Genomic DNA, 25,108 nt, shown 5'->3' with positions numbered 1-25,108 from the left:
ATGAAACTAGAAATTGCACGAGGTTTGTTTTTGGTTGGAGCCTTGGCAGTTGCGTCATTGGCGGTGGCTGCCTGGGAGCAGCCCCGCATGCAGGTGGTTGGCGCGTCCGTAGACGACGCCCACTGCGCAGTCCCACGGGTGGCGAAAGCCTCCGTGGCGACCAAACCCGATCATGATTTGTTGCTGTTCATGTTCGGACTTTCTCAAGGGATGAGGCCGCAGAGTTGAAACGATTGAAGCCCACATAAAAGGCCTCGCAGTTGCGAGGCCTTTTTTTTATGCCCGAGACGACACAGATCCCTTGTAGGAGTGAGCCTGCTCGCGATAGCGGTGTGTCATTTAAATCATTTTTAACTGACACACCGCTATCGCGAGCAGGCTCACTCCTACAGGGGGTTATGCGGTTGGTTTGGGATCAGGTTTCGCCAGCAGGGTGTAAACACACGGCAGCACAAACAGCGTAAACAACGTGCCGATCGACATCCCCGTGGCAATCACCATGCCGATATCAAAACGGCTCACCGCCCCCGCACCCGTTGCCAGAATCAACGGTACCATGCCAAACACCATCGCCGCCGTGGTCATCAGCACCGGCCGCAAGCGAATCGCCGCCGCTTCCTCAACGGCTTCACGCGCCGTCAGACCTTTGTCCTTGCGCAACTGGTTAGCGAACTCGACGATCAGAATTCCGTGTTTACTGATCAGACCGATCAGCGTCACCAACCCGACCTGGGTGTAGATGTTCATGCTCGACCAGCCGAGGAACAGCGGGATCAACGCTCCGCAGATCGACAACGGCACCGTCACCAGAATCACCAGCGGATCGCGGAAGCTCTCGAACTGCGCCGCCAGCACCAGAAAGATAATCGCTAGAGCCAAGGCAAACGTCACCCACAAGGCGCTGCCTTCCTGGACGAATTGGCGTGAGGCGCCGCCATAGTCGAAGGCAAACCCGGCCGGCGCTTCTTCGCGGGCAATCTGCAAGACCGTGTCGATGGCTTCGCCCATGCTGACCAACGGGAAACCGGAAATCTTTGCCGCGTTGAGTTGCTGGAACTGGTTGAGCTGGCGCGGTCGGGCGCGGTCGCTGACCTTGATCAGCGTCGACAGAGGCAGCAGCTCACCCTGGGTGTTCTTCACATAGTAATTGTTCAGCCAGTCCGGGTTGTCGCGGTACGGCCGTTCGACCTGAGCAATCACCTTGTAGCTGCGCCCTTCGATGGTGAACCGATTGATTTCCGCCTCGCCCAGCAGCGTCGCCAGCGTGCCACCGAGGTCCTGCATCGACACGCCCATCTGCGCCGCTTTGGCGCGGTCGATATCGACCACGACTTCGGGCTTGTCGAACGCCAGATCAAGGTCGACGAAGGCGAACTTGCCGGATTCCATCGCGCGTTTCTTGATCCGGTCGGCGACTTGCAGCAGCAGTTCGTAATCGTTGGCGGTGTTGACCACAAACTCGAACGGCAAGCCTTCACCGGTGCCGGGCAAGGAGGGCAGGTTGAAACCGAAGATCTGCAGACCCGGGATGGCGCCCAGTTTGCCCTGCACTTCGGGGAGAATCTGCATCTGCGTGCGGCTGCGTTCGTTCCACGGCTTGAGCAGGAAACCGCCGATGCCCGCCTGCACGCCGTTGTAGCCGTTGATCTGGAACGAGGAGTAGTACTCCGGGAATTCCTTGAAGATCTTGATGAATTCGTCGGTGTAGGTGCTCAGGTAATCAAGGTTGGTCGGCTGCGGTGCGTTGGCCATCATGAAAATGATGCCCTGGTCTTCGTCCGGGGCCAGTTCCGATTTGGTGAACTTGAGGAACACCGGGATCAGACACAGCACGATCACGGCGAACACCAGCACTACCGGCCGTGTGTTCAGCGTGCCGTGCAGCATGCTCTGATAGCGGCGCTTGAGACCTTCGAAAATACGGTCGAGCCGATGTGCGAGGCCACTTGGGTTTTCCTCGTGACGCAGCAAAAACGCGCACATCATCGGCGACAGGGTCAGGGCGACGATGCCGGAGATCACCACCGCGCCGGCCAGGGTCAGGGCAAACTCCTTGAACAGCGCCCCGGTCAGCCCGGTGAGGAAACCGATCGGTGCATACACCGCCGCCAGGGTGATGGTCATCGAGACCACCGGCATGGCGATTTCCCGTGCGCCTTCCAGCGCCGCATCAAACGGCGTCTTGCCTTCCTCGATGTGCCGGTGGATGTTCTCCACCACGACAATTGCATCGTCCACCACCAGACCGATGGCGAGCACCATCGCCAGCAGCGTCAGCAGGTTCATCGAGTAGCCCATCATCTGCATGAAGAACATCACGCCAATCATCGACAGCGGAATGGTCACCACCGGGATCACCACCGAGCGCAGTGCGCCGAGGAACAGGAACACCACGACGATGACGATCAGCACCGCCTCGAACAGGGTTTTCACCACTTCATCAATGGAGGCCTGAATGAACAGCGTAGCGTCGTAAGCGATCTCGCTTTTCAGGTTCGGCGGCAGCTGAGCCTCCAGCTCGGGCATCAGCTTACGCACTTCCTTGATCACGTCCAGCGGGTTGGCGCCGGGGGTGGCCTTGATGCCGATGTACACCGACGGCGTGCCGCCGAACGAGCTGATCGAGTCGTAGTTTTCCGCGCCCATTTCCACCCGCGCGACATCGCTGAGCAGCACGCGGCTGTCGCCACTGACCTTGAGCGGAATCGCTGCAAAGGCCTCAGCGGATTTCAGTTCGGTGTTGGCGTTGATGCTGGTGACCACGTACTGGCCTTTCACTTCGCCGGCGGCGGAAAGGAAGTTGTACTGGCGCACGGCGTTGGTCACATCGGCGGCGCTGAGGCCGAAACCGGCGAGCTTCACCGGGTCGAGCCACAGGCGCATGGCGAACACCTGATTGCCGAGGATTTCCGCTTCGGCCATGCCCGGCAGGGTTGCCAGTTTTGGCTGGATCACCCGTGACAGGTAATCGGTGATCTGCGGGTTGCTCAGATCCTTGCTGAAGAAGCTGATGTACATCAGCGCCGAGGCGTCGGCGGACTCTTTGCTCAACACCGGGTCTTCGGCGTCCTGTGGCAGCTTGTTCTTCACCTCGTTGGCCTTGGCCAGCAGCTCGGTGAACAAGCGGTCGGTGTTGGAGCCGATGCGCGCGTAGATCGAGATCACCGAGAAGTTCTGCCGGCTGACCGAGGTCATGTAGTCGATGCCCTCGGCGCTGGCCAGACTTTGCTGCATCGGCTGGGTGATGTAGCCCTGAATGGTTTCGGCGTTGGCCCCGGGGTAAGCGGTGGTCACCGTGATCAGGGCGTTTTCCATTTGCGGGTATTGGCGCAGCGGCAACTTGCTCCAGGCCTGAAAGCCGAGCAACACAATCAACAGGCTGACCACGGTGGCGAGCACCGGGCGGCGGATGAACGGATCAGTAAAAGCCATGGGGATTCCTTGATCAGTCGGCGCGCGGCGGACTGTTCTGCTCGCCGAGGGTCTTGTCGTCGCTGATGGCGATGTGGGCACCGTTGTCCAGTTTGATCTGGCCGGCCGTCACCACTTGTTCGCCGCTCTGCACGCCCTTGTTGATCATCACCAGGCCATCGCGGCGTTCACCGGTTTCGATGAAGCGGCGTTCGGCGATCAGCACCGGTTGGCCCTTGTCATCCTTTTCGACGCTGCCGTCCTCGGCTTTCTTCTGCCCGACCACGTAGATCGAGTTGCCGTAGAGGGTGTAGGTGATCGCGCTTTCCGGTACCACGACGTGTTTTTGCGGATCGGGCAGCAGCACTTCAAGGCTGGTAAACATGCCCGGCAACAATTTGCCGTCAGGGTTGGCCAGCGTGGCGCGGATCAGAATATTGCGCGTGGTGCTTTCAACGATCGGGTTGATTGCGCTGATCTTGCCGGCGAAGTTTTGCCCGGGATACGCGGCGACCGCGATTTGCACCGGTTGGCCGATGGCCAGTTTCGGGATCGATTGTTCGGGCAGGTAGAAGTCGGCGTAGAGGCTGCTCAAATCCTGCAGGGTCGCGATTTTGGTGCCGCTGGCGAGGTAGTCGCCAATGTCGACCTGGCGGATGCCGATGGTGCCGCTGAACGGCGCGAGAATGCGCTTTTTCGCCAGCGCTGCGTTGAGCTGATTGACCGTGGCTCGCTCCTTTTGCAGAACCGCCGAGAGCCGGTCGTATTCACCTTTGGAAATGGCGCGACTGTCGATCAGTTGGCTGCCACGGCCGAAGTCCAGCTGCGCCAGACCCAGATCAGCCTTGGCGGTCTCCAACAGGGCGGTTTCGACGCCACTGTCGAGTTGCAGCAGCGGTTGCCCGGCCTTGACCTTCTGTCCGGATTCGAACTTGAGTTCGGTGACGGTGCCGGCCACTTCCAGGCTCAGCTCGACACCTTGCAGCGCCTTGAGCGTGCCGACGGTCGGCAGACGCATCTGCCACGGGCGTTCGGAGGCGTTGGCCACGGCGACGCTGATCGGCGGTTTCGGCTTGGAGAAGCCCTGGATCATCGTGTAGATCGAAAAGGCTTTGTACCCGCCCAGCACCAGGACGATCAGCAAAACAACACCCAACATGATCAGCATGCGGCGACGCAGCATATTTCCAGTTCCTTGGATAAATCAGGTGAGACAGGCGGGCACATTACTCCGAGTGCAGGGGGGATTCCAACTGGCAGTTCTTACAGGTAATGAAAAGGGTGAGGGGGATGAAAACCTCCTCACCCTTAAGGTGATGTCAGCAGATGAAGCGCACGCTTATGCCATCAGATGCAGATGGTTGTCCCAGAGCCCCGCCGGCAACTCCAGCGGTTTGGCCAGCAGCTCATCCTGACGGCAATCGTAGTACCGGCAACGGCCTTGCCCTGAGGTCACGACGAAACCGTCCTTCACCGCACCGACACCGGCGCAATCGGGTAATGGCGCATCGAGGCGTACTTCGCCACTGTCCAGATCCCAGATAAAGAAACGGTTGCCGCGCGGCGCTGTCAGCGCGACCAGACGCAATTCACTGTGCACCGCGACGCTGGCGGTGTAGTGCCCCATTGACTGCAACTGATGATCCGGCACCGGGAACGCCACGAACGGCTGCCCCGGACGCTTGATCGCCAGCAGCTCCGAACGCTCATGCGAGGCGCCCATGAATTGCTGACCGGCGACGATGGTGCCGTCACTGGCGATGCCCAGATGGCGCACGCTGTTCATCTGCTGGGCGAGGGTTTCCTTGCTCAGCAAAGTGCCGTCACGTTGCATCAAGACCAGACTTGGCTCCATGGCGTTGAGGTTCATGTCGACGCGGCTTTCCGCCTCGGTACGAATCCCGCCATTAGCCACGACCAGCGTCTCGCCGTCGGGCATCCACGACACCTGATGCGGGCCGAGGCCGTGGGTGGAAATCTCGCCGCTGTGCACCAGTCGTTCGCCTTCGAACTTGTACACACCGAGCAAACCACGGCCAGGATCGGTCGTGTCGTTCTCGGTGGCGTACAGGTATTCGCCGTCCTTGTGCACCACGGCATGCCCGTAGAAGTGCCGGTTCGGCTGCGAGGTCACCGTCTGCAGCAACCTACCGTCGCGCAGGTCGATCAGGTAACTCTCGGTGCCCGGGCGACGCGCGACGAACAGCGCGATCGGCTGCGTCGGGTGGTTGATGATGTCGTGGCAACGCTGGCCGACTTCGGTGGCGAACACCCGCGTGCCATCCAGCCGATAGCCGACGGCGTAATGCTTGCCGTCAGTGTCGTCGCGCGCCGACAGCAACAGCGGGCTCTGATCCTTGCGTTTGAACAGCGTCCAGCCGCCCAGCGTCACTGCTCCCAGCAGTGCACTACCTAAAGTCAGAACCTGACGTCGCAGCATGGCCGTTGCCCTCATCAGTCACCGTCGTTGGCGTTGAAGCCCAGTTGGATGCCCAGCGCCTTGGCCAGTTCGCCTTCGTGCAGGCGATGGACGACGTTGAGGCTGTCGTAGATGTCGTTGAGTTGCTGACGACCAGCGTCGTCTTCAAGCATTTCGCCGAGCGAACGCTGGGTGCTGTCGAACAGCTTCAGCGACGCGGCGTAAGCGGCATCGATCTTGTCGGCCAAAGGCTTTTGCTCAGTTGGCAACAGACCGCGCAGACCTTTGTTGTCGACGCCTTCCCAGACGGTTTTGGCCGCTGCGAGGCTGGCTTCCAGTGCGGTCAGCGAAGACTGGCTGCGCCATGCATCGGCCTGGAACGGCTGTGGCACGCCCTTGCTCTGGCGGCCCATTGGCGTGCCGAGTTTTTTCTTCAGGGTGTCCAGCGCGGTGACTTGCACGCGCAGCAGATCGGCGATCGCTTCGTGGGAGTCGGCGTAGCGCTGGTTGGGGAACTTGGTCATCTGCGCGAGCATGCCGTCGGTGTTGTTCCAGTTCTGCAGAATCTCTTCGGCCAGTTGCTTCTGACGTTCGCCGATGGCGATCAGCAGCGGGCAGTACTTGGCTTTCTGCTCGGCGTTGGCCACGTCAGGCTTGGCGTCGAAGAGGATGTATTCGTAGGCCGACAGGCCTTGCACGACGACGCTCGATTTGGCCAGGGCGGCGGCATCGATCTGCGGCTGCGCGACGACCAATTGCTCGACCTGACGGCCGACGAGGTTCTTCTTGTCCGGCCAGAACTGCACCTGCCACGAACGGTTGCCCTCGGCCAATGGACCGATCAGCAGCGGTTGCAGCTCGGCCCAGGCTTTCTGCGCGTGGAGGAAGTCGGCGCGGGCGGTTTCCAGGGTTTCTTTGCCCTGGCAGTAGGCGAGGGCGCTGACCGCCAGTTGCTTGTCGGCCTCGACCCAGCGGGTGTAGGTCGGCAGGATCACCGATTTGGCGATGGCTGCCGAGGTGACCGCTTGTGGATCCTGCGGTGAGCAGGCGCCGAGGGCGAGCGCGGCAAGGCTGGTGAACAGTAGCTTGGGACGGAACATGTCGGGCTCCCGATTCTTTTATCAGTGTTTAAAGTGAGTTCAAAAACGCCAGCAGCGCGGCACGCTGCTCGGCATTGAAAGACAAAACCTGTTGCTGCGCCGCTTTTGCCTCGCCGCCGTGCCAGAGCACCGCTTCGAGCAGATTGCGCGCGCGACCGTCATGCAAAAACTGTGTGTGGCCGCTGACCGCTTGCGTCAGGCCAATCCCCCACAACGGCGGCGTGCGCCAGTCGCGGCCGGAGGCCTGGAATTCCGTGCGGTTGTCGGCCAGACCGTCGCCCATGTCATGCAGCAGCAGATCGCTGTACGGGCGAATCACTTGATTGGCCAGTTCAGGTTCGGCCGCGTTGGCGGCGGTGGTGTATTTCGGCGTGTGGCAGGAATCGCAGCCAGCCTGGAAAAACAGGTTCTTGCCGGCCAGCACTTCTGCATCGTTGATGCCACGGCGTGCAGGCACGGCGAGGTTGCGGCTGTAGAACAACACCAGACGCAGGATGTTGTCGCTGACTTCCGGTTCGCCATCCGGCCCATTGCCGTTCGGCGCGTGTTTGCAGGCAGTTTGCGCGTCGGTGCAATCATCAAAGGGTCTCAAACTCGTCGTAAGACCCATATCACCCGAAAACGCGTGAACATTCTGTTGATTGAGGTTCGGTTGCCCGGCTTTCCAGCCAAATCTGCCCATGACGGTTTTCTGCAAGGCGTCATCCCAAACCTGATTGGGGCGGCCATTGATACCGTTTTTGTCTTTTGCCTGTGCGGCGGCGTTGGCGAGGATGGCTTCTTCGGGGATTGCTTCGAGCAGGCCCAGGCCAATCATCGGCGGCGCGACGCGGGCGGAAAAACGCGTGTCCGGGTGCATCGGGCCGTAGCCGAGCTGCGTGATCTGCAAGACGGGTTTGCGCAGTTCGACTTCGGTGCCGTCTTTGAAACGCACGGGCACGGGTGTGTAATCGACGCGCACCTTGCCTTCCGGGGCGACCCCGGGCACGGCCATGTCCTGGAACTGGCCGCCGTAGACCGGCTCCGGCACTACGCCGACCTGCTCGATGAGCTTGGCGAATTGCGGCGCATCAGGGATCGACAGCCTGACCAGCATCGACACCGCGTTGGCGGCATCCGGCGTTGGCGGATGGCCGCGACCGTCTTTGATGTGGCAGTTCTGGCAGGCGTTGGTGTTAAACAGCGGGCCGAGACCATCGCGTGCGGTAGTGGTCGACGGCGCAATCACCCACGGACTGCGAAAGAAGCTGTTGCCGACACTGAAATCCACCCGCCGCGACGGTGGCAGATTCGCCGAAGGCAACGAGAACGCATTCTGATCAGTCTTGCGCACGGTCGCTGCACCGCCCGAACGGGCTTCACCGGGCTCGGCCTTGGTGAAACGCGGGGCGTCATCGCAGGCACTCAGGCCCAGGGCCAGCAACAGTGCGGACAAGCGAAGAGGCAGCGAGGGCATCAGACATCCTGCGGACGGGCAAAAATAAAGGCGCAAAGTCTAACAGGGCGAAGGTGATTGAATAAGAGGAATTATCGTTTGCTTGATACAGCGCAAATCTGAAGAGCAATGCAAAACCCCTGTAGGAGTGAGCCTGCTCGCGATAGCGGTGCATCAGACACTAATTCGTCAACTGACACTCCGCTATCGCGAGCAGGCTCACTCCTACAAAGGGCCGTATACGGCAGACATGAAAAAGGCGACCCGAAGGTCGCCTTTTTGACGCAGACGCGGTTGATCAGAACTCGTGATCAGCGTTGTCCGGGTTCAGGTCGCTGATGCCCAGTTTGCCGGCAGCGGCTTCGATCGAACCGGTCTGCTTGACCAGCGAGGCGATGGCGTCGCGAACGATCTGGTTGCCTGCGGTGTTGCCGGCAGCGATCAACTGGTCGTAGTGCTCACCCTTGTTGGCATGATCAACCATGACCTGGATCTTCGCTTCAGTGGCGGCCAGATCGGCTTTCAGTGCAGTGTCGGCAGCCGGGTCAGCCTTGGCCACCAGCGACGACAGGCTGGCGCCGGTCATCTTGCTGCCGTCAACACGGGTGTACTCGCCCAGATAGACGTTACGAATGCCTTTGGCATCGTAGAAGTGCGAGTTGTGCGTGTTGTCGCTGAAGCAGTCCTGCTCGTCTTCAGGGGAGTTGGCTTCCAGGGAAACCTTCATGCGCTCGCCGGCCAGTTCGCCCAACGACAGGCTGCCCATGCCGAAGAGCATTTTGCGCAGACCGGTTTCGCCCGGCTCGGCTTCCAGAGTGGCGCGGTAGTTGTCAGCCACGTTCGGCTTCCAGTTGCCGACCATTTCTTCGAGGTCGCTGACCAGCAGTTGGGTCACCGACTTCAGGTAGGCACGGCGACGATCGTTGTGACCGCCAGTGGCGCCGGCGCCTTCCAGGTAGTCGGAGGCCGGACGGTTGCCAGCGCCAGGGCCGGTGCCGTTCAGATCCTGGCCCCAGAGCAGGAATTCAATCGCGTGGTAGCCGGTGGCGACGTTGGCTTCGGAACCGCCCAGCTCGTTGAGGCTGGCGAGTTTTTCCGCGGTGATGTCTTTGACGTCGACCTTGTCTTCGCCGACCTGAACTTCGGTGTTGGCGATGATGTTGGCGGTGGCGCCCGGGTTACCCAGTGCGTGCTCGTAGGATTTGTCGACGTAGTCGATCAGACCCTCGTCCAGCGGCCAGGCGTTAACCTGACCTTCCCAATCGTCGATGATGGTGTTGCCGAAGCGGAACACTTCACTTTGCAGGTACGGAACGCGCGCGGCGACCCAGGCAGCCTTGGCGGCTTTCAGGGTGTCGGCGTTCGGCTTGGCGAGGAAAGCGTCAACGGCGGTTTGCAGGGTTTTCGCGGTGGATTCGGCATCGCTGTAAACGGCGAAGACCATGTCGGCGTAGTGCGCAACCACAGCCTTGGCGGCGGCTTCGTCGACTTTACCGGCAGCGGCAGGCGCAGCCGCAGGTGCGGTGGTGCTGGCGGCTGGCGTCGGTGCGGCCGGAGCGGCGGCCTTGTCTTTGCCTTCGCCGCAACCGGCGAGGGAAATAGCGATGGCCAGCAGACTGGCGGTAGCCAGAGGCATACGAATCATGGCGAACATCCTGCTTCGATAGTTGAGTGGACTCGCGCTGGGGGGGCGCAAAACTGCGACATAATGCAAATCTTTCGCATTATGTGTAAAGGGTTGTGGCTGGAAATATTTCTTATTTACGTCGGTGTGATGGCACAGATCAAAAGATCGCAGCCTCGTTGCACTCGACAGCTCCTACAGGGGGAACACATTCCAAATGTAGTGGCTGCCGCAGGCTGCGATCTTTTGACTTTTAAAGAATGGCCGCGTTAGTGCGTTGTGCCTGTTTGAGATAGGCGCCCAGTTCCCGGGCCGGCAGCGGTTTGCTGTAGTGGTAACCCTGACCTTCGTGGCAGCCTTCGGAAATGATGTAGCTTTCCTGCTCGGCGGTTTCCACGCCCTCGGCAATCACCTGCATGCCGAGGCTTTTGCCCAGTTGAATGATCGCGCGAACGATGGTTGCATCGTCGTCGTCATCGAGCAGATCCTGTACGAAGCTCTTGTCGATCTTGATCTTGTCCAGCGGCAGGCTTTTCAGATAACTCAGCGATGAATACCCGGTGCCGAAGTCATCGATGGCGATCAATGCGCCGGAGCGGCGCAGGCTGAGCAAGTGCTGCGCGGCGGTGCTGATGTCTTCCATCAGGCCGGTTTCGGTGACTTCCAGTTCGAGACTGCGTGGCGGCAGGCGGTACATCTGCAGCAGGTTATTCACCACCCGCGGCAATTCGGCGTGGTGCAGTTGCACGGTGGACAGGTTGACCGCCATACGCAGGTCGGCGAAACCCATATCGTGCCATTCGCGCAATTGCTTGCAGGCCTGATCGAGCACCCATTCGCCGATGGCGATGATCGTGCCGTTCTGCTCGGCCAGCGGAATGAACAGGTCCGGCGGCACCAGACCGTGTTCCGGATGCTGCCAGCGAATCAACGCTTCGACGCCGACCACGCGGTGATCGCGATAGCTGATCTGCGGCTGATAGACGAGGTAGAACTGATCGCGCAACAGCGCATCGCGCAGGTCTTTTTCCAGTTCACGACGACGGCGCATCTCGCTATCTACACTGGCGATGTAGAACTGATAGCGGTTGCGCGAGCGGGTCTTGGCCAGCGTCATGGTCTGCTCGGCCTTCTGCAACAGCTTCTCGGTGCTGTCGCCGTCCTCCGGGAACAAAGTGATGCCGATGGTCGCGCGCAGGCGGATTTCCTGATGGTCGAGGGCAAACGCCGCTTCCAGGTCATCGAGGATGCTTTGCGCCAGTTCAGCCGCTTCATAAGGCTGTTCGATGTCGGCCTGTACCAGGGCGAACTGATCGCCACCCAGGCGGGCGAGGGCGCCTAAGCGGCCACTGTGGGCACGCAAGCGATCGGCCAGAGCCAGCAACAATTGGTCGCCGGTCTGGTAGCTGAATTGCTCGTTGATGCCTTTGAAATCATCCAGCCCCACGCACAGCACCGCGACCCGTCGTTGCAGTTTGCCGGCGTCGACCAGAATCTTGTCCAGTTGCTGCTGCAATTGCTGGCGATTGGGCAGGCCGGTGAGGAAGTCGTATTGGGCCATTCGCAACAAGCTGTTTTCCGCTTCGTGGCGCAGATGGGTGTTGCGTTCAATCGATTCGAGCAACTGGTTGGCGGTGTTGATCCAGATGCCCAGTTCGTTTTTCTCGTGGCCCTTGAGCTGCGGAATCTTGTGCTCGCTGGGGCGATCCGGATTGATCTCGGTGAGGTGCTCGATGATCCGCGACAACGGTTTGGTCAGCAGCCAGTGATAAACCAGATACAGCACCAGACCCATGGCCAGTGCCCGCAAAACCCCGGAAATGAAGATGATCACCGAACTGACGATAAAGCCCTCGCCATAGGTGGCGGTGTCGAGGGTGATACTCAAATCGCCGTAATACTCGCTGTACGGGCCACGCCCCACCAGTTGCGTGGTGAAGGTGCGCTCCTGGCCAAGGATCAGGTCGGTCAGCCAGCGGCTGTTGGACTGCTGCAGGTCGCGGGATTTCTGCGCGAGCATGGCTTCGTTGGGATGGCCAATGGAGGCCTGACGCACGGCATCGTCCTGGAACAGGCCTTCGATCACCTGCATGCCCATCTCCCGGTCCAGGCTGTAAACGGCCTGGGTCGACGGGTCGCGGAACATGTCGAGGATGCGTTCGGCGTCGCCAGCAACGGCCTGACGGGTTTTGTAGGCATCGAAAACAATCTGCGCGCAGCTCAAGACTACGCCGACGATCAATGCCGACAGGAGCACGACCCGGAGCAACTTCACCGACAAGCTGTTCTTGAGTTCCAGCTTCAAAGGGTTATTCCTTGTTCCGTGCGGGTAGCGTCAAGTTGCCATGAGTATTGGCAATCCCGTGTTGGCAGTCAAAGGGACAATCAGGCCGGGGATGATTTGCCCGTGGCCTAGGCCGAAATGCTGCTGTCTGGAGTATTAGCCCTAATTTGTACTATGTCGGTAGTTTCGTCCCTCAACTTGAGCGGTTCGCAGCATTTTTTCCTCTTTTTGATGGTAGCCCGCAGTGGCACGGCAGCAAGCAGCCGTAGACGGCTTTCAGGGTGAGAAAAACGCTATTTAAATGCAGGCATAAAAAAACCCGGCAAAAGCCGGGTTTTTTGACTGGCGCGCAGCTTAAGCGGTGAAGGTTTTGCCTTCGAACTGCTCAGCAACGAACTTCCAGTTGACCAGGTTCCAGAACGCTTCGACGTATTTAGGACGAACGTTGCGGTAGTCGATGTAGTAAGCGTGTTCCCAGACGTCGCAGGTCAGCAGCGGGGTGTCGCCGCTGGTCAGCGGGTTGCCGGCGCCGATGGTGCTGGCCAGAGCCAGGGAACCGTCAGCCTTTTTCACCAGCCAGCCCCAGCCGGAACCGAAGGTGCCGATCGAGGTTTTGCTGAACTCTTCCTTGAACTTGTCGAACGAACCGAAGGCTGCGTTGATGGCTTCAGCCAGCGCGCCGGTTGGTTGACCGCCGGCGTTTGGCGCCAGGCAGTTCCAGTAGAAAGTGTGGTTCCAGACCTGAGCGGCGTTGTTGAAGATACCGCCCGAGGAAGTCTTGACGATTTCTTCCAGGGTCTTGCCTTCGAACTCGGTGCCTGGCACCAGGTTGTTCAGGTTCACGACATAGGTGTTGTGGTGCTTGTCGTGGTGGTATTCCAGGGTTTCCTTGGAAATGTGCGGCTGCAGGGCATCGTGTGCGTAAGGCAGCGGCGGCAATTCGAAAGCCATGATGATTCTCCTAATCAGGTCTGTTGCGGTGAGCGCAAGGCCGATCACGGGCGGCCAGAAATGCACCGGCGAGTTTTTACTCTTTGCGGCGCAGGGTTTCGATCATAGCACCGGGGTTGCGGCATAACCACGCAACAACTGTGTGGGATAGAGGTTCAAGGGGATGCCCTCACTAAATGACGGATCGCGTTGGAGCTGTGATCGTGCCAAGCAAGGCGCGGGACGAAGAGGATGCTTTTTGCCTCTTCGAGTCCCGCAACGCCGCTTGGCACGATCACAGCTCCAACCCGAAGGGCCGCCGCCCCGTAAAGCGCAATCCGTCGTTGTTCGTCGCTCATTTGGCCCGCCAAACCACGCTCCTCACGCCTAGTCTTGCGCTTTACGGGGCGGCGGCGCGACCGTCATTTAGTGAGGGCATCCCCTTAGCTGTTTGGAATAAATCAGCTGGCGAAAATCAATTGCCCGGCAACCGTGAACATCATCAATGCCACCACCAGATCGAGAATCCGCCAAGTGCTCGGACGCGCCAGCCATGGCGCCAACCACGCGGCGCCCAATGCCAACGTGAAAAACCACAGCAACGAAGCGCTCGCCGCGCCCACTACATAAGCGCCCGGCACCGATTGCTGCGCGCCGAGAGAGCCGATCAGCAACACCGTATCCAGATAAACGTGCGGGTTGAGCAGCGTCACGGCCAAAGCGCTGAGCATCACCGCCCGCAGGGAGCGCACAGTCTGGTTCTCGCCCTGACCCAGGCTCTGTTTCGAACAGGCCCGGCGCAGCGCCTGGCTGCCGTACCAGATCAGAAACGTCGCGCCGCCCCAACGGGCAATGGCGAGCAGCGTCGGATTCTGCGCCAGAACCGTCGCCAGTCCGAATACCCCCGCCGCCACCAGCAGCGCATCGCAGACCACACACAATGCCGCCACGGGCAAGTGGTGTTCACGACGCAGGCTCTGCGCCAATACAAACGCGTTCTGCGTGCCGATCGCCATGATCAGCCCGAACGCCACCAGCAGGCCGTTCACATAGCTTTGCCACATAACAATTACTCCGCGTTGGCTGCGAGATCACGCAGCACTTGCATGGCGCGTTGGGCGTCGGCCTGACCGACGAACAAATGGTCGTGGTAATAGCCGGCAATCACGTTGCAACTGATCCCGGCCTGGCCCAATGCTGTGGCAAACGCGGCGGTGAGGCCCACCGCCTCCAGCGCCGAATGCACGTTGAGGGTGATCCACGCGGCGACGTAGTCGAAGCTCAAACCGGCCTGTTCGGCATGGGAACGTTCAAGAATGACCGTCAAACCTTCCTGTTCGCGGAAGCTGCCGACAATCTCCAGACCGCTTGGAAGCAGACCGTCGCGCAGGGTGCAGAACACGTATTCGCCGACGTTGAGTTGCGGGCTCATGCTGCGCAACAAAGTCGTGAGTGAAGTTTCGCCAGCCATGAAAGTGATCCTTGAGAAAGAGTGCTTGCTGGCTATTCTCCGGTCGAAACCTGTATAAGAAAAACCAATATTGCTGATCGCTCATTAGGAAAACTGATGTTCGACTATAAATTGCTGTCCGCTCTGGCCGCTGTGGTCGAGCAGGCCGGTTTCGAACGGGCCGCGCAGGTGCTCGGCTTGTCGCAATCGGCGATTTCGCAGCGGATCAAACTGCTCGAAGCGCGGGTTGGCCAGCCGGTGCTGATACGCGGCACGCCGCCATCGCCGACCGAGATTGGCCGGCGCCTGCTCAACCATGTGCAGCAGGTGCGTTTGCTTGAGCGCGATTTGCAGACGCTGGTGCCCGCACTGGATGAAGAGGGCCTGCCAGAGCGTTTGCGCATCGCGTTGAATGCCGACAGCCTCGCCACCTGGTGGGCCGACGCGGTTGGCGACTTCTGTGCCGACCAGCATTTGTTGCTCGATCTGGTCGTCGAAGACCAGACCGTCGGCCTCAAACGCATGCGCGCCGGTGAAGTGGCCGCGTGCCTTTGCGCCAGCGAACGACCGGTGGCCGGCGCGCGCAGCGTATTGCTCGGTGCAATGCGTTATCGCGCGCTGGCCAGCCCGGCGTTTATCGAGCGGCATTTCCCCGACGGCGTACGTGCCGAACAATTGCCGCGAACACCTGCGCTGGTGTTCGGGCCTGACGATTTTCTCCAGCATCGCTATCTCGCTTCGTTGGGTGTCGATGGCGGATTCGAGCACCATTTGTGCCCATCCTCGGAAGGTTTTATCCGCCTGACCGAGGCCGGGCTCGGCTGGGGACTGGTGCCGGAACTGCAAGTGCGCGAGCAACTGCAACGCGGGTTATTGCGCGAACTGTTGCCAGATAAACCGATCGACGTGCCGTTGTACTGGCATCATTGGCGCAATGGCGGTCAGTTGCTGGGCTTGCTGACCGAGCAATTGGTGCGCTCATCGGCGCAATGGCTGGTGCCCTGGAAGCAGCCATGAGCGTCAAGCTGCAAGCGGCAAGTCAAGCGCTGCGCACCGTTTTAAACTTGCAGCTAGAGGCTTGATGCTCGCAGCTGCTTTTTTGTTGGAGTTTTGCATGAAAATTCTGGTCACCGGCGCAAGCGGCTTCATTGGCGGACGCTTTGCGCGTTTCGCTTTGGAGCAGGGCCTGGACGTGCGGGTCAACGGTCGCCGGGCCGAGAGCGTCGAACATCTGGTGCGCCGTGGTGCCGAGTTTGTCCCTGGCGATCTGACCGATCCCGATCTGGTCCGCGAACTGTGCTCGGACGTCGAAGCCGTGGTGCATTGCGCGGGCGCCGTCGGACTGTGGGGGCGCTATCAGGACTTCCATCAGGGCAACGTGCAGGTCACCGAAAACGTCGTCGAAGCCTGCCTCAAACAGCGCGTCCGCCGCTTGGTGCATCTGTCGTCGCCGTCGATCTACTTCGATGGCCGTGATCACCTCAACCTGACCGAAGAGCAAGTGCCCAAGCGCTTCAAGCATCACTACGCCGCGACCAAGTACCTGGCCGAGCAAAAGGTTTTCGGTGCGCAGGAATTCGGCCTCGAAACCATCGCCCTGCGCCCGCGTTTCGTCACCGGCGCCGGCGACATGAGCATCTTCCCGCGTCTGCTCAACATGCAGCGCAAGGGCCGCCTCGCGATCATCGGCAATGGCCTGAACAAAGTCGACTTCACCAGTGTGCAGAACCTCAACGAAGCGCTGCTCAGCAGTTTGCTGGCCGCCGGTTCCGCGCTGGGCAAGGCCTACAACATCAGCAACGGCGCGCCGGTGCCGTTGTGGGATGTGGTCAATTACGTGATGCGCAAGATGGAAGTGCCGCAGGTCAGCAAGTACCGTTCGTATGGACTGGCCTATAGCGTCGCGGCGCTCAACGAAGGGGCGTGCAAGCTCTGGCCCGGGCGTCCGGAGCCAACCCTGTCGCGCCTGGGCATGCAGGTGATGAAAAAAAATTTCACCCTCGACATCAGCCGCGCCCGGCATTATCTGGATTACGATCCGAAAGTCAGCCTGTGGTCGGCGCTGGATGAGTTCTGCGCGTGGTGGAAAGCTCAGGACATCCGTTGAAACGATTCGGCCGGGCGGCAATGAACCGTGTAGCCGCTTGGGGGTCAATCCCTGCGGCTGCGGCGGTTATACTTCGCAGCATTTAGCCATCACCGCGTTTCCCAAAGGTTGCCTCAATGTCCATGCGTAATGATGCCCACGACGATTTCGATGATGTCCCGAGCCTGCGTGCCGACAACTTCGACGACGATGACATTCCGACCACCGCCCGCACCTCCGTACACTCGCGCACGCCGCCGGTGGTCAAGGTCAAGGCCGCGAGCACCGGGCCATTGTGGGCCTTGGTCGGTGCGCTGTTCTTCGCCTTCGTCGGTCTGGCCTGGTGGAGTTTCCAGCAGATCTCGTTGATGGAGCAGCAACTGGTCGCGACCCAGGAAAGCTTCGCGCGGATCAGCGAAGAAGCGGCCGGACGCTTGCAGGACATTTCCGGCAAGGTCGTCGCCAGCCAGTCCAACGTCACCAGCGACAGCGAAGCGCTGAAGCTGCAAATCAAACAGCTCGAAGGCAAGCTGCTCGATCAGAGCAAACAGCAGCAAGGCGTTGCGGGGCAGGCCAGTGATCTGGACAAACGCCTGGCGCAGATGACCGCGCAAACAACCGAACAGCAGAACGCCAATACCCAGTTGCAAGCGCAGGTCAAAGCCTTGAGCGCGGAATTGGCGACGGTGAAAAGCACACCGGCCGACACCAGCAAGGTCGACACGCAGTTGAAAGCCTTCGATGCGCAGTTCAAAAGCCTCGGCGCCGATATCGCGGCGTTGAAGAAACAGGGCAATCCGAGCGCGGCGATCGATCGTCTCGAACAGGAAATCGTTGTGCTTAAAAGCGAACAGGACAACCGCCCGGCAGCCGCGCAGGGCGGCGGCAATACTGCTGAGTTCGATGCCTTCCGTGGCCAGATGACCCGCAACATCAACACCCTTCAGGCGCAGATTCAGAACTTGCAGCAGCAGATCAATTCCCGCCCATAAGCTTTGTTGATCAGTGCAGGGGATTCTGTAATCCCCTGCATCATTCTGAATACTCGTACATCACCCCAAGCCGTCTACGCTCTTGAAACACCAACAAGAACGAGGGATGCGCTATGGGGTTTTTGCATAAAGTGGCCTGGCTCGGCGTGATGTTGCTGGGCGGCTTCGGCCAGGCCAGCGCCGCCACCACGGCCAAGGATGACAGTCAGGCCGCCATTGCCTTGCTGGAAAAAGCCCTGGCCTACTACCACGACAACGGCGACAAGGCGTTCGCCGCGTTCAGCCGCCAAGGCGAGTTTGTCGACAAGGATCGCTACGTGTTCGTCGTCGACACCAAAGGCGTGATGCTCGCCAGCGGTGGGCCTTCGTCGGCGTTGATCGGTCGTGACGTCAGTGAAGTGCTCGGGCCGGATTTGCAGAAGACCTTCAAAGACGCGTTGAAAGTGCCGGAAGGCAATGGCATCCAGCAGGCCGAATACCGTTGGCAGAACTGGGCCGACGGCAAGGTCGAGCGCAAGCATGTGTTTTATCAACGCATCGGTCAGCGAATTCTGGCGGTCGGTTATTACTTGCCGCGAGCCTCGGCGGAGCAGGCAAAGGCGTTGCTCGACAAAGCGGCGACTGATTTGGGCAAAGACGAGAAGGGTACGTTGACGGCGATCAACTCGCTCAAGGGTGGCTATTTGCAGGATGACTTGTACGTGTTCGTCGTTGATCTGAATACCCAGCGCTACGTCGCCCACGGCACCAACCTGCGCTTGATCAACACCGACTTCGGCAAGGTCAAGGATCCCGAAGGCAAACCGGTGGGCGAGCCGATTCTGGCGCTGATCGGCAAGCAGGATGAAGGTGAGTACGAATATCGCTGGAAAAACCCGGTGACCGGCAAGGTCGAGGACAAGCATGCCTACCTGAAGAAGGCCGGGCATTTCCTCGTTGCGGTGGGTTATTACAGCCCTTGAATGAACATCGCTCTCCTGTAGGAGTGAGCCTGCTCGCGATGCGGTGTGTCATTTAGCGATGATGTCGACTGACATACCGCATCGCGAGCAGGCTCACTCCTACAAGGGGTCTGCGTTGTTTGAATTATTTGGCGCCATGCTCACGCCCGCGCAGCAGGTTGTTCGGCATCGCAATCGCCGCTGCCAACCCAAGCAACGACACCGCCGCACTCACCCACAACAAATGCCGGAATGTCACCAGCAATTCCGCACGCAAGGCGTTCTGCGCATTCCCCGGCGCGGCGTTCAAACCATCCAGCAAGACGTTGCCCGAATGCCCCTCGCTCATCAGCGAACTGCTCGCCAGATGGGCGAAACTGGAATCCTGCAACAACGCCAGCAGCAGCGCCGACATCAACGCCACACCCACTGCGCCGCCGAGGGAGCGAAACAGATTGGTAGTGCTGGTCGCTACTCCGATGTCGCGTTGTTCCACCGAATTCTGTGTGCCGACCAGCGAAGTCGGGAACTGCATGCCGCTGGAAATACCGCAGAGCAGCATGAACAGACCACTGACCAGTGTCGCCTCAGGTGGGCTGAACGCCATGCCGAGAATCGCGATCGGCATCAGCAGAGCGCCGCTCAAAATCTGTGGTTTGTAACGCCCGGTGATCGACGTGCGGCGGCCGGCGAAAAATGCACCAATCGGCAGTCCCATCGCCAACGGCAGCAAGTGCAGGGCGGCGCTGTCAGCACCGGCCCCGGTCACGGTCTGAAAGCGCAGCGGCATCAGCACAATCAAGGAAATCGCCTGGAAACTGGTGAAGAAAATCGTGCACCAGCACAGCAGGGCATTGCGGTTGGCAAACAGGTGCATCGGCAGCAACGGCTCGCGCGCCCGGCGTTCGTGCCAGACAAACACCCCCAGCACCACCACCGCACAAGCGAACAAGCCGAGCACTTCAGCACTGCGCCACGAATGACCTTGGCCGACCTGAGTAATGCCCAATAGCAGGGCGGTCAGGCCGATGATCATCAACAGCGTGCCGAGGTAGTCGATGATCGGTTTGCATTGCGGAATCGGTAGGCCGCGCAAGTTGCGTCGCGCCACCCACCAGGCACCGAGGCCCAGCGGCAGGTTGATCAGAAACACCCAGCGCCACGACAGGTATTCGGTCATGTAACCGCCGAGCACCGGGCCGGCAACGCTGGCCACGGCGTACATGCTGCTGAAGTAACCCTGATAGCGTCCGCGTTCACGAGGCGGCACGATGTCGCCGATGATCGCCTGACTCACCGAGATCATCCCGCCGGCGCCGATGCCCTGAAGGATCCGCGCCAGCACCAGTTGCTCCATGCTCTGCGCCATGCCGCAAAACAGCGAGGCGAGGGTGAACAGGCCCATGCCGAACAGCATCAGTTTGCGCCGCCCGTACAGGTCGCCGAGTTTGCCGTAGATCGGCACGGCCACCGTCATCGCGACCATGTACCCGGAAATCACCCAGGCCAGCAGGCTGACGTCTTTGAACTGAGCGGAAATGGCCGGCATCGATACAGCAACGATGGTCTGGTCCAGCGCGCCGAGAAAGATCGCCATCATCAACGCGACCAGCACGCTGCGAATGGCCGGTTTGGGCGTTTCGGGGTGATTGAGATTGGTCACGGGCGAGCCTGCGGGCAGTAATGGACCCGCGCGGCTATTGCGCGCGGGTTGATGCTCGCCAGTGTAAGTCGGTAGCAGGCTATTCGATAGCCTCATAAGGAAGTCCGACGTAATTTTCTGCAATGGTTTTTCGCCCTGCTTCTGAACTGACAAAGTAGTCCAGTTCCGAGGCGCTGATGCGCTGGCTGAAGTCATCGTGATCGTCGAAACGATGCAGCATGGAAGTCATCCACCAGGAAAACCGCTCGGCCTTCCACACTCGGCGCAGGCAGATTTCCGAGTACTTCTCCAGCAAGTCGGTGCGCCCGTCGCGGTAAACCTTCAGCAGAATATTGAACAACGTGCTGACGTCACTGGCGGCCAGGTTCAAGCCCTTGGCACCGGTGGGCGGGACGATATGCGCAGCGTCGCCGACCAGAAACATTCGCCCATATTGCATCGGCTCGACGACAAAACTACGCAGTGGCGCGATGCTTTTTTCAATCGACGGACCAGTGACCAGTTTCTCGGCAAGCGACTCCGGCAGGCGATTTTTCAACTCATCCCAGAAGCGTTGATCGCTCCAGTCATCGACCTTCTCATCCGCCGGCACTTGCAGGTAATAACGCGTGCGGGTGGCCGAGCGCATGCTGCACAAGGCAAAGCCGCGTTCATGGCGGGCGTAGACCAACTCCTCATGCACCGGCGGCGTGTCGGCGAGAATGCCCAGCCAGCCAAACGGATAAACCCGCTCGAAGACCTTCAGGCTGTCGGCCGGAATCGCCTGCCGAGCGACACCGTGGAAACCGTCGCAACCGGCGATGTAATCGCAATCGACGCGAAAGGTTTCGCCGTCCTTTTCGAAAGTGACAAAGGCTTCGTCGCTTTTCATGCCGTAAGGAACGACATTGCTCGCCTGGTAAATCGTCGGCGCGCCGGCCTCCCGACGAGCGGCCATCAGGTCGCGGGTGACTTCGGTCTGGCCGTAGATCATCACGCTATTGCCACCGGTCAGCGCGTGCAGATCGATGTGCACCTGACGCCCGTCCAGGGCCAGATCGAAGCCGCCATGCACCAGTCCTTCGGCGTCCATGCGCTGACTCACACCAGCCTGACGCAACAGCTCTACCATGCCCTGTTCGAGCACACCGGCGCGGATGCGCCCGAGGACATAATCGGGTGTCTGACGTTCGAGGATGAGGGTGTCGATGCCGGCGTTGTGCAACAACTGGCCGAGGAGCAATCCGGACGGACCGGCGCCGATAATGGCGACTTGGGTTTTCAGCGTTTTCATTGTTTTTATGACTCGCAAGCTTCACACGGCCAAGACCGGTGAATGATTTTTATGGATCGAGTGCTTGCATTTTTCCCTTGCGGGTCTGTCAATTGAAGGTGAAAACTGAGCCGATACCTGTACATTCTGCCAATCGGTGCGATTATCGCCCACAACCCCGAGGCCTGGATTGAAGTGATGAACAAGCCTGAGCTGCCTTCGATTCCAGTGTTCAAGCTCTACGGTGAAAGCCTGGACTGGCCGACCCCTGACTTGCTGCACTGTGAAACCATTTCCTCCCGCAGTCGCGAACACGAGTGGGAAATCAAACCCCACCGCCATGCTGATTTGTGCCAGTTACTCTTCGTCTTCAAAGGTCAGGCAGAGCTTGAGATCGAAGGGCAACGCACGCAACTCGACACCCCGGCCATCCAAGTGCTGCCACCGCTTTCGGTGCACGGCTTTCGTTTTTCCGAAGACGTCGAAGGGTTCATCGTTACCCTCGCCACACCGCTGATCAACCACTTGCAGGCGCAACTGGGCGATTCGGTACATGCGCTGGCCAGCGCAGAACACTACCCGGCAGGTAACGACGGCGATTACCTCAACAGTCTGTTTTCGGCGTTGCAGGCCGAATACAACGGCCACCAGCCGGCGCGGGAAATGCTCATGCATTCGCTGGTCAGCGTGATCATGGTCTGGGTCAGCCGGCAGGCGATCGTGCGCCATAAAGCCAGTCAGCGTCCGCAGCGTCAGCGCGAATACCTCAATGGCTTTATCCAGTTGGTCGAGGAGACTTATCGCCAGCACGTGAAAGTCGAAGACCTGGCCCACCGACTGGGGATTTCGGTGTCGCACCTCAACGGCACCTGCCGTGAGCTGGCGGGACAACCGGCGTTGCAGATCATGCATGAACGTCAGTTGCTGGAAGCCAAGCGCTTGCTGACTTACACCAGCATGACGATTTACGAGATGTCGGAGTTGTTGGGGTTTTCCGACCCAACCAACTTCACGCGCCTGTTCCGGCGCCGGGTGGGGATATCGCCAAAGGCTTTCCGCGACAGCCTCAAGGCCGAGCAATAACTCACAGACACCACAAAACCCCTGTAGGAGTGAGCCTGCTCGCGATAGCGGTGTGTCATACAGATAAAGTTTGACTGACACACCGCTATCGCGAGCAGGCTCACTCCTACAGTTGAATATCAGCGCAATGCGTTCAGCGTGGCATTGTGCGGAATGCACCGCTCAAAGTTGCAGCTCGCATACTCGCGCGGCAGCTGTCGCTGCTGTTCGACCCGCCAGGCTGCGGTGCCGTACAGCGCCAGCGTGGCGGCGCAGGTGATGAAAATCGCGAAGTACCTTCTTGTTTTGATGTTCATGGCGTTGACCTCTGAACGACATACCCTGCGGTATTACTTTCAGCATAGGTCAGCGGCGGGGAGTTGCCAGTGAGTGTGCTTGAGGATTTACCACGGCATTCAGCACGCTGATGAACCCTTTGTGGGAGCGAGCTTGCTCGCGAAGAGGGCGTGTCAGCCAATGCAGATTTCGAATGAAATTCCCTCTTCGCGAGCAAGCTCGCTCCCACAGTGGATTGGGTTTACAGGCCGGTATCCCATTCGGGTTTTTCGGGGAACCTGAGCACCAGAAAATCCAGCATGCTGCGCAGCGCCGCCGGCATGTGTTTGCGCGAGGCGTACACCGCGTAGATGCTCATCTGCCGCGGTTCGGCATGTGGCAGCAGTCTGACCAGTTCACCGCTGTGAATATGCACCCCGGCCTGATAGGTCGGCAGCATCGCCACTCCGGCGCCGGCCAATGTCGCGCGCAATAACGTGCTGGCCTCGTTGGCGCTGATATTGCCCTGCACCGGCACCGAAACCGGTTCGCCATCCTCCTCGAAATGCCACAGGCTCTTGCCGAAATAGGAGTGCGTCAGGCAGTTGTGTCGGCTCAGTTCCTCGACCCGCAACGGCGCCGCTTGCTCCTGTAGATAAGCCGGTGCGGCGCAGACTACCGAACGACAAACGGTCAGGCGTCGGGCGATCAGGTTGGGGTCGAGATCGTTACTGGTGCGAATTGCCAGATCGATGCGCTCATCCACCAGATTCACCGTGCGATCGAGCATTTGCAGGTCGATGCTGACACCGGGATAACGTTTGACGTAGGCGGCCATTGCATCGGCCAGTTGCGCCTGGCCGAACGAGGTGCTGACGCTGATCCGCAGCAACCCGCGCGGGGCGTCGTGGGGTTCGCTGACGGCGGCCTGCATGTCCGTCGACAGTTCGATCATCTGTCGGCAACGCGGCAGAATTTCACTGCCGGCGGCGGTCAGGCTCAACTTGCGCGTGGTGCGGTGCATCAGCCGCGCGCCGACCCAGTCTTCCAGCTCCGCCAGATAACGTGAAACCACCGGCCGCGAAAGGTCCAGATGATCGGCCGCTGCCGACTGACTGCCCAGATCCACCACGGTGACAAACACCCGCATTGCTTGGAGACGATCCATGATTTGCCCGCTTTCAGAAACAAACTATGTTCAAGCATCGCATTTTTTGTACTGAGTCAGGCAACTAAGCTCTGTTCCATCGCCAAACACGGCATTCGGACACCGGAGCAACAGATGATCGGTTTCACCACACTCAAACGCGTTCTGCTCGCCACCGCATCCCTGGGTTTTGCCGCGCATGCAGCGGCAGCCAACCTGAACCTCGACGTCTACAACCCGGGGACAAACGCGATTTTCCCGGTGACCTCGGTGCTGGTCAGCGGCGAGAAAGACGCAATCCTCGTCGATGCGCAATTCGGCAAGTCCCAGGCTGAACACGTCGTGGAAAAGATCCGCGCCAGCGGCAAACACCTGACCACTATCTACATCAGCCATGGTGACCCGGATTACTACTTCGGCCTCGATACCCTGACCCAGGCCTTCCCTGACGCCAAGGTGCTGGCTTCGCAACCGACCGTTGATCACATCAACAAAACCGTCGCCGGCAAACTGGCTTTCTGGGGGCCGAAAATGGGCGCCGACGTTCCGGCGAAAACCATCGTACCGGGCGTGCTCAAGGGCGACAGCCTGATGCTCGAAGGGCAGAAATTGCAGGTCATCGGCCTCGACGGCAAACAACCGGATCGCAGTTTTGTGTGGATCCCGTCGCTCAAAGCCGTGGTCGGTGGTGTGGTTGTCGCCGAAAACATCCACGTATGGATGGCCGATACCCAGACCGCGCAATCCCACGCCGACTGGCTGGAAACGTTGCACTCGATCGAAACCCTGAAACCGAACACCGTGGTGCCGGGTCACTACTTGGGTGACAGCAGGCGTTCGCTGGCCAGCGTGAAATTCACCGCCGACTACATTAAGGCTTTTGACGTGGAAACCGCCAAGGCCAAAGACTCCACCGCACTGATCGCCGCGATGAAAAAGCGTTACCCAAAACTGGGCGAAGAAAGCTCGCTGGAGCTGAGCGCGAAAGTCGCCAAGGGCGAAATGCAGTGGTAAGCCGATTCTGAAAAACGCAGCA

At 59.8% G+C, this 25,108-nt stretch carries 21 protein-coding genes; 7 read left to right on the top strand and 14 right to left on the bottom strand.

Translation table 11 applies throughout. The annotated features are described in order from the left end of the window. On the top strand, positions 1-228 hold the full coding sequence (locus VY732_RS23490; RefSeq protein WP_034153490.1) for a hypothetical protein: 228 nt from the start codon (positions 1-3) through the stop codon (positions 226-228). A gap of 168 nt (positions 229-396) precedes the next feature. Here the strand turns inward: VY732_RS23490 and VY732_RS23485 are convergent, their stop codons facing one another. The 10 genes from VY732_RS23485 to VY732_RS23440 all read right to left on the bottom strand — a co-directional run bounded on the left by VY732_RS23485 (position 397) and on the right by VY732_RS23440 (position 14,674). Further along, a complete protein-coding gene (locus VY732_RS23485) occupies positions 397-3,432 on the bottom strand; it encodes a multidrug efflux RND transporter permease subunit (protein ID WP_077574351.1) in 3,036 nt (1,011 codons plus the stop codon). 13 nt (positions 3,433-3,445) lie between these two features. Further along, complete coding sequence (locus VY732_RS23480; RefSeq protein ID WP_077574350.1) at positions 3,446-4,594, bottom strand: efflux RND transporter periplasmic adaptor subunit; 1,149 nt, start codon at positions 4,592-4,594, stop codon at positions 3,446-3,448. A 156-nt stretch (positions 4,595-4,750) separates the two neighbouring features. Further along, complete coding sequence (locus VY732_RS23475) at positions 4,751-5,851, bottom strand: DUF1513 domain-containing protein (RefSeq protein WP_077574349.1); 1,101 nt, start codon at positions 5,849-5,851, stop codon at positions 4,751-4,753. A gap of 14 nt (positions 5,852-5,865) precedes the next feature. Further along, positions 5,866-6,930: an imelysin family protein gene (locus tag VY732_RS23470; RefSeq protein WP_077574348.1), complete on the bottom strand. Its 1,065-nt coding sequence runs from the start codon at positions 6,928-6,930 to the stop codon at positions 5,866-5,868. Between the two features lie 28 nt (positions 6,931-6,958). Then, on the bottom strand, positions 6,959-8,386 hold the full coding sequence (locus VY732_RS23465) for a di-heme oxidoreductase family protein (protein WP_331691882.1): 1,428 nt from the start codon (positions 8,384-8,386) through the stop codon (positions 6,959-6,961). A gap of 277 nt (positions 8,387-8,663) precedes the next feature. Further along, on the bottom strand, positions 8,664-10,010 hold the full coding sequence (locus VY732_RS23460) for an imelysin family protein (RefSeq protein WP_123593718.1): 1,347 nt from the start codon (positions 10,008-10,010) through the stop codon (positions 8,664-8,666). A gap of 232 nt (positions 10,011-10,242) precedes the next feature. Beyond that, entirely contained in the window at positions 10,243-12,294 is a 2,052-nt protein-coding gene (locus VY732_RS23455) for a putative bifunctional diguanylate cyclase/phosphodiesterase (protein WP_077574345.1), read from the bottom strand. 333 nt (positions 12,295-12,627) lie between these two features. Beyond that, a complete protein-coding gene (locus VY732_RS23450; RefSeq protein ID WP_007918933.1) occupies positions 12,628-13,224 on the bottom strand; it encodes a superoxide dismutase in 597 nt (198 codons plus the stop codon). 440 nt (positions 13,225-13,664) lie between these two features. Further along, a complete protein-coding gene (locus VY732_RS23445) occupies positions 13,665-14,267 on the bottom strand; it encodes a LysE/ArgO family amino acid transporter (RefSeq protein ID WP_116030025.1) in 603 nt (200 codons plus the stop codon). Positions 14,268-14,272: 5 nt separating this feature from the next. Then, positions 14,273-14,674 (bottom strand): ACT domain-containing protein, encoded by a 402-nt coding sequence (locus VY732_RS23440; protein WP_123593716.1) that lies wholly within the window; start codon positions 14,672-14,674, stop codon positions 14,273-14,275. 96 nt (positions 14,675-14,770) lie between these two features. On the opposite strand from VY732_RS23440, the gene VY732_RS23435 reads away from it, so the two are divergent. From VY732_RS23435 to VY732_RS23420, 4 genes are all read left to right on the top strand, one after another. Next, entirely contained in the window at positions 14,771-15,670 is a 900-nt protein-coding gene (locus VY732_RS23435; RefSeq protein ID WP_123593715.1) for a LysR family transcriptional regulator ArgP, read from the top strand. Positions 15,671-15,767: 97 nt separating this feature from the next. After that, positions 15,768-16,760: an NAD-dependent epimerase/dehydratase family protein gene (locus VY732_RS23430; protein ID WP_123593714.1), complete on the top strand. Its 993-nt coding sequence runs from the start codon at positions 15,768-15,770 to the stop codon at positions 16,758-16,760. Between the two features lie 116 nt (positions 16,761-16,876). Beyond that, positions 16,877-17,731, top strand: a complete 855-nt coding sequence (locus VY732_RS23425) for an ATPase (protein WP_116030021.1) — start codon at positions 16,877-16,879, stop codon at positions 17,729-17,731. A gap of 113 nt (positions 17,732-17,844) precedes the next feature. After that, positions 17,845-18,693: a cache domain-containing protein gene (locus VY732_RS23420; protein WP_331691881.1), complete on the top strand. Its 849-nt coding sequence runs from the start codon at positions 17,845-17,847 to the stop codon at positions 18,691-18,693. 124 nt (positions 18,694-18,817) lie between these two features. On the opposite strand, the gene VY732_RS23415 is transcribed toward VY732_RS23420, so the two are convergent. Then, a complete protein-coding gene (locus tag VY732_RS23415) occupies positions 18,818-20,335 on the bottom strand; it encodes an MDR family MFS transporter (protein WP_331691880.1) in 1,518 nt (505 codons plus the stop codon). Between the two features lie 79 nt (positions 20,336-20,414). Continuing rightward, positions 20,415-21,608 carry a 4-hydroxybenzoate 3-monooxygenase gene (pobA, locus tag VY732_RS23410; protein WP_331691879.1) on the bottom strand — a complete coding sequence of 398 codons (1,194 nt, stop codon included), beginning with the start codon at positions 21,606-21,608 and terminating at the stop codon, positions 20,415-20,417. A gap of 177 nt (positions 21,609-21,785) precedes the next feature. Here pobA and VY732_RS23405 point away from each other — a divergent pair, with 177 nt between their 5' ends. Further along, complete coding sequence (locus VY732_RS23405) at positions 21,786-22,670, top strand: helix-turn-helix domain-containing protein (protein WP_123593710.1); 885 nt, start codon at positions 21,786-21,788, stop codon at positions 22,668-22,670. Positions 22,671-22,789: 119 nt separating this feature from the next. Here the strand turns inward: VY732_RS23405 and VY732_RS23400 are convergent, their stop codons facing one another. Both VY732_RS23400 and VY732_RS23395 read right to left on the bottom strand, forming a co-directional pair. After that, complete coding sequence (locus VY732_RS23400) at positions 22,790-22,966, bottom strand: hypothetical protein (RefSeq protein ID WP_176091768.1); 177 nt, start codon at positions 22,964-22,966, stop codon at positions 22,790-22,792. A 221-nt stretch (positions 22,967-23,187) separates the two neighbouring features. Further along, complete coding sequence (locus tag VY732_RS23395; protein ID WP_331691878.1) at positions 23,188-24,093, bottom strand: LysR family transcriptional regulator; 906 nt, start codon at positions 24,091-24,093, stop codon at positions 23,188-23,190. Between the two features lie 114 nt (positions 24,094-24,207). On the opposite strand from VY732_RS23395, the gene VY732_RS23390 reads away from it, so the two are divergent. Beyond that, a complete protein-coding gene (locus VY732_RS23390; RefSeq protein WP_331691877.1) occupies positions 24,208-25,086 on the top strand; it encodes an MBL fold metallo-hydrolase in 879 nt (292 codons plus the stop codon). Positions 25,087-25,108: the final 22 nt, after the last annotated feature.

It is taken from the genome of Pseudomonas sp. ZY71 (genome assembly GCF_036542145.1).
Lineage (GTDB): Bacteria > Pseudomonadota > Gammaproteobacteria > Pseudomonadales > Pseudomonadaceae > Aquipseudomonas > Aquipseudomonas koreensis_A.
This window is presented reverse-complemented; position numbering and strand designations above follow the sequence as displayed.

What these genes read in the sequence shown, in the direction of transcription:
- VY732_RS23430 (WP_123593714.1), top strand. Translation starts at nt 15,768, where the DNA reads ATGAAAATTCTGGTCACCGGCGCAAGCGGCTTCATTGGCGGACGCTTT.
- VY732_RS23440 (WP_123593716.1), bottom strand. Translation starts at nt 14,674, where the DNA reads ATGGCTGGCGAAACTTCACTCACGACTTTGTTGCGCAGCATGAGCCCG.
- VY732_RS23450 (WP_007918933.1), bottom strand. Translation starts at nt 13,224, where the DNA reads ATGGCTTTCGAATTGCCGCCGCTGCCTTACGCACACGATGCCCTGCAG.
- VY732_RS23420 (WP_331691881.1), top strand. Translation starts at nt 17,845, where the DNA reads ATGGGGTTTTTGCATAAAGTGGCCTGGCTCGGCGTGATGTTGCTGGGC.
- VY732_RS23405 (WP_123593710.1), top strand. Translation starts at nt 21,786, where the DNA reads ATGAACAAGCCTGAGCTGCCTTCGATTCCAGTGTTCAAGCTCTACGGT.
- VY732_RS23470 (WP_077574348.1), bottom strand. Translation starts at nt 6,930, where the DNA reads ATGTTCCGTCCCAAGCTACTGTTCACCAGCCTTGCCGCGCTCGCCCTC.
- VY732_RS23485 (WP_077574351.1), bottom strand. Translation starts at nt 3,432, where the DNA reads ATGGCTTTTACTGATCCGTTCATCCGCCGCCCGGTGCTCGCCACCGTG.
- VY732_RS23395 (WP_331691878.1), bottom strand. Translation starts at nt 24,093, where the DNA reads ATGGATCGTCTCCAAGCAATGCGGGTGTTTGTCACCGTGGTGGATCTG.
- VY732_RS23400 (WP_176091768.1), bottom strand. Translation starts at nt 22,966, where the DNA reads ATGAACATCAAAACAAGAAGGTACTTCGCGATTTTCATCACCTGCGCC.
- VY732_RS23465 (WP_331691882.1), bottom strand. Translation starts at nt 8,386, where the DNA reads ATGCCCTCGCTGCCTCTTCGCTTGTCCGCACTGTTGCTGGCCCTGGGC.
- VY732_RS23390 (WP_331691877.1), top strand. Translation starts at nt 24,208, where the DNA reads ATGATCGGTTTCACCACACTCAAACGCGTTCTGCTCGCCACCGCATCC.
- VY732_RS23480 (WP_077574350.1), bottom strand. Translation starts at nt 4,594, where the DNA reads ATGCTGCGTCGCCGCATGCTGATCATGTTGGGTGTTGTTTTGCTGATC.
- VY732_RS23460 (WP_123593718.1), bottom strand. Translation starts at nt 10,010, where the DNA reads ATGATTCGTATGCCTCTGGCTACCGCCAGTCTGCTGGCCATCGCTATT.
- VY732_RS23475 (WP_077574349.1), bottom strand. Translation starts at nt 5,851, where the DNA reads ATGCTGCGACGTCAGGTTCTGACTTTAGGTAGTGCACTGCTGGGAGCA.
- VY732_RS23445 (WP_116030025.1), bottom strand. Translation starts at nt 14,267, where the DNA reads ATGTGGCAAAGCTATGTGAACGGCCTGCTGGTGGCGTTCGGGCTGATC.
- VY732_RS23435 (WP_123593715.1), top strand. Translation starts at nt 14,771, where the DNA reads ATGTTCGACTATAAATTGCTGTCCGCTCTGGCCGCTGTGGTCGAGCAG.
- pobA (WP_331691879.1), bottom strand. Translation starts at nt 21,608, where the DNA reads ATGAAAACGCTGAAAACCCAAGTCGCCATTATCGGCGCCGGTCCGTCC.
- VY732_RS23425 (WP_116030021.1), top strand. Translation starts at nt 16,877, where the DNA reads ATGTCCATGCGTAATGATGCCCACGACGATTTCGATGATGTCCCGAGC.
- VY732_RS23490 (WP_034153490.1), top strand. Translation starts at nt 1, where the DNA reads ATGAAACTAGAAATTGCACGAGGTTTGTTTTTGGTTGGAGCCTTGGCA.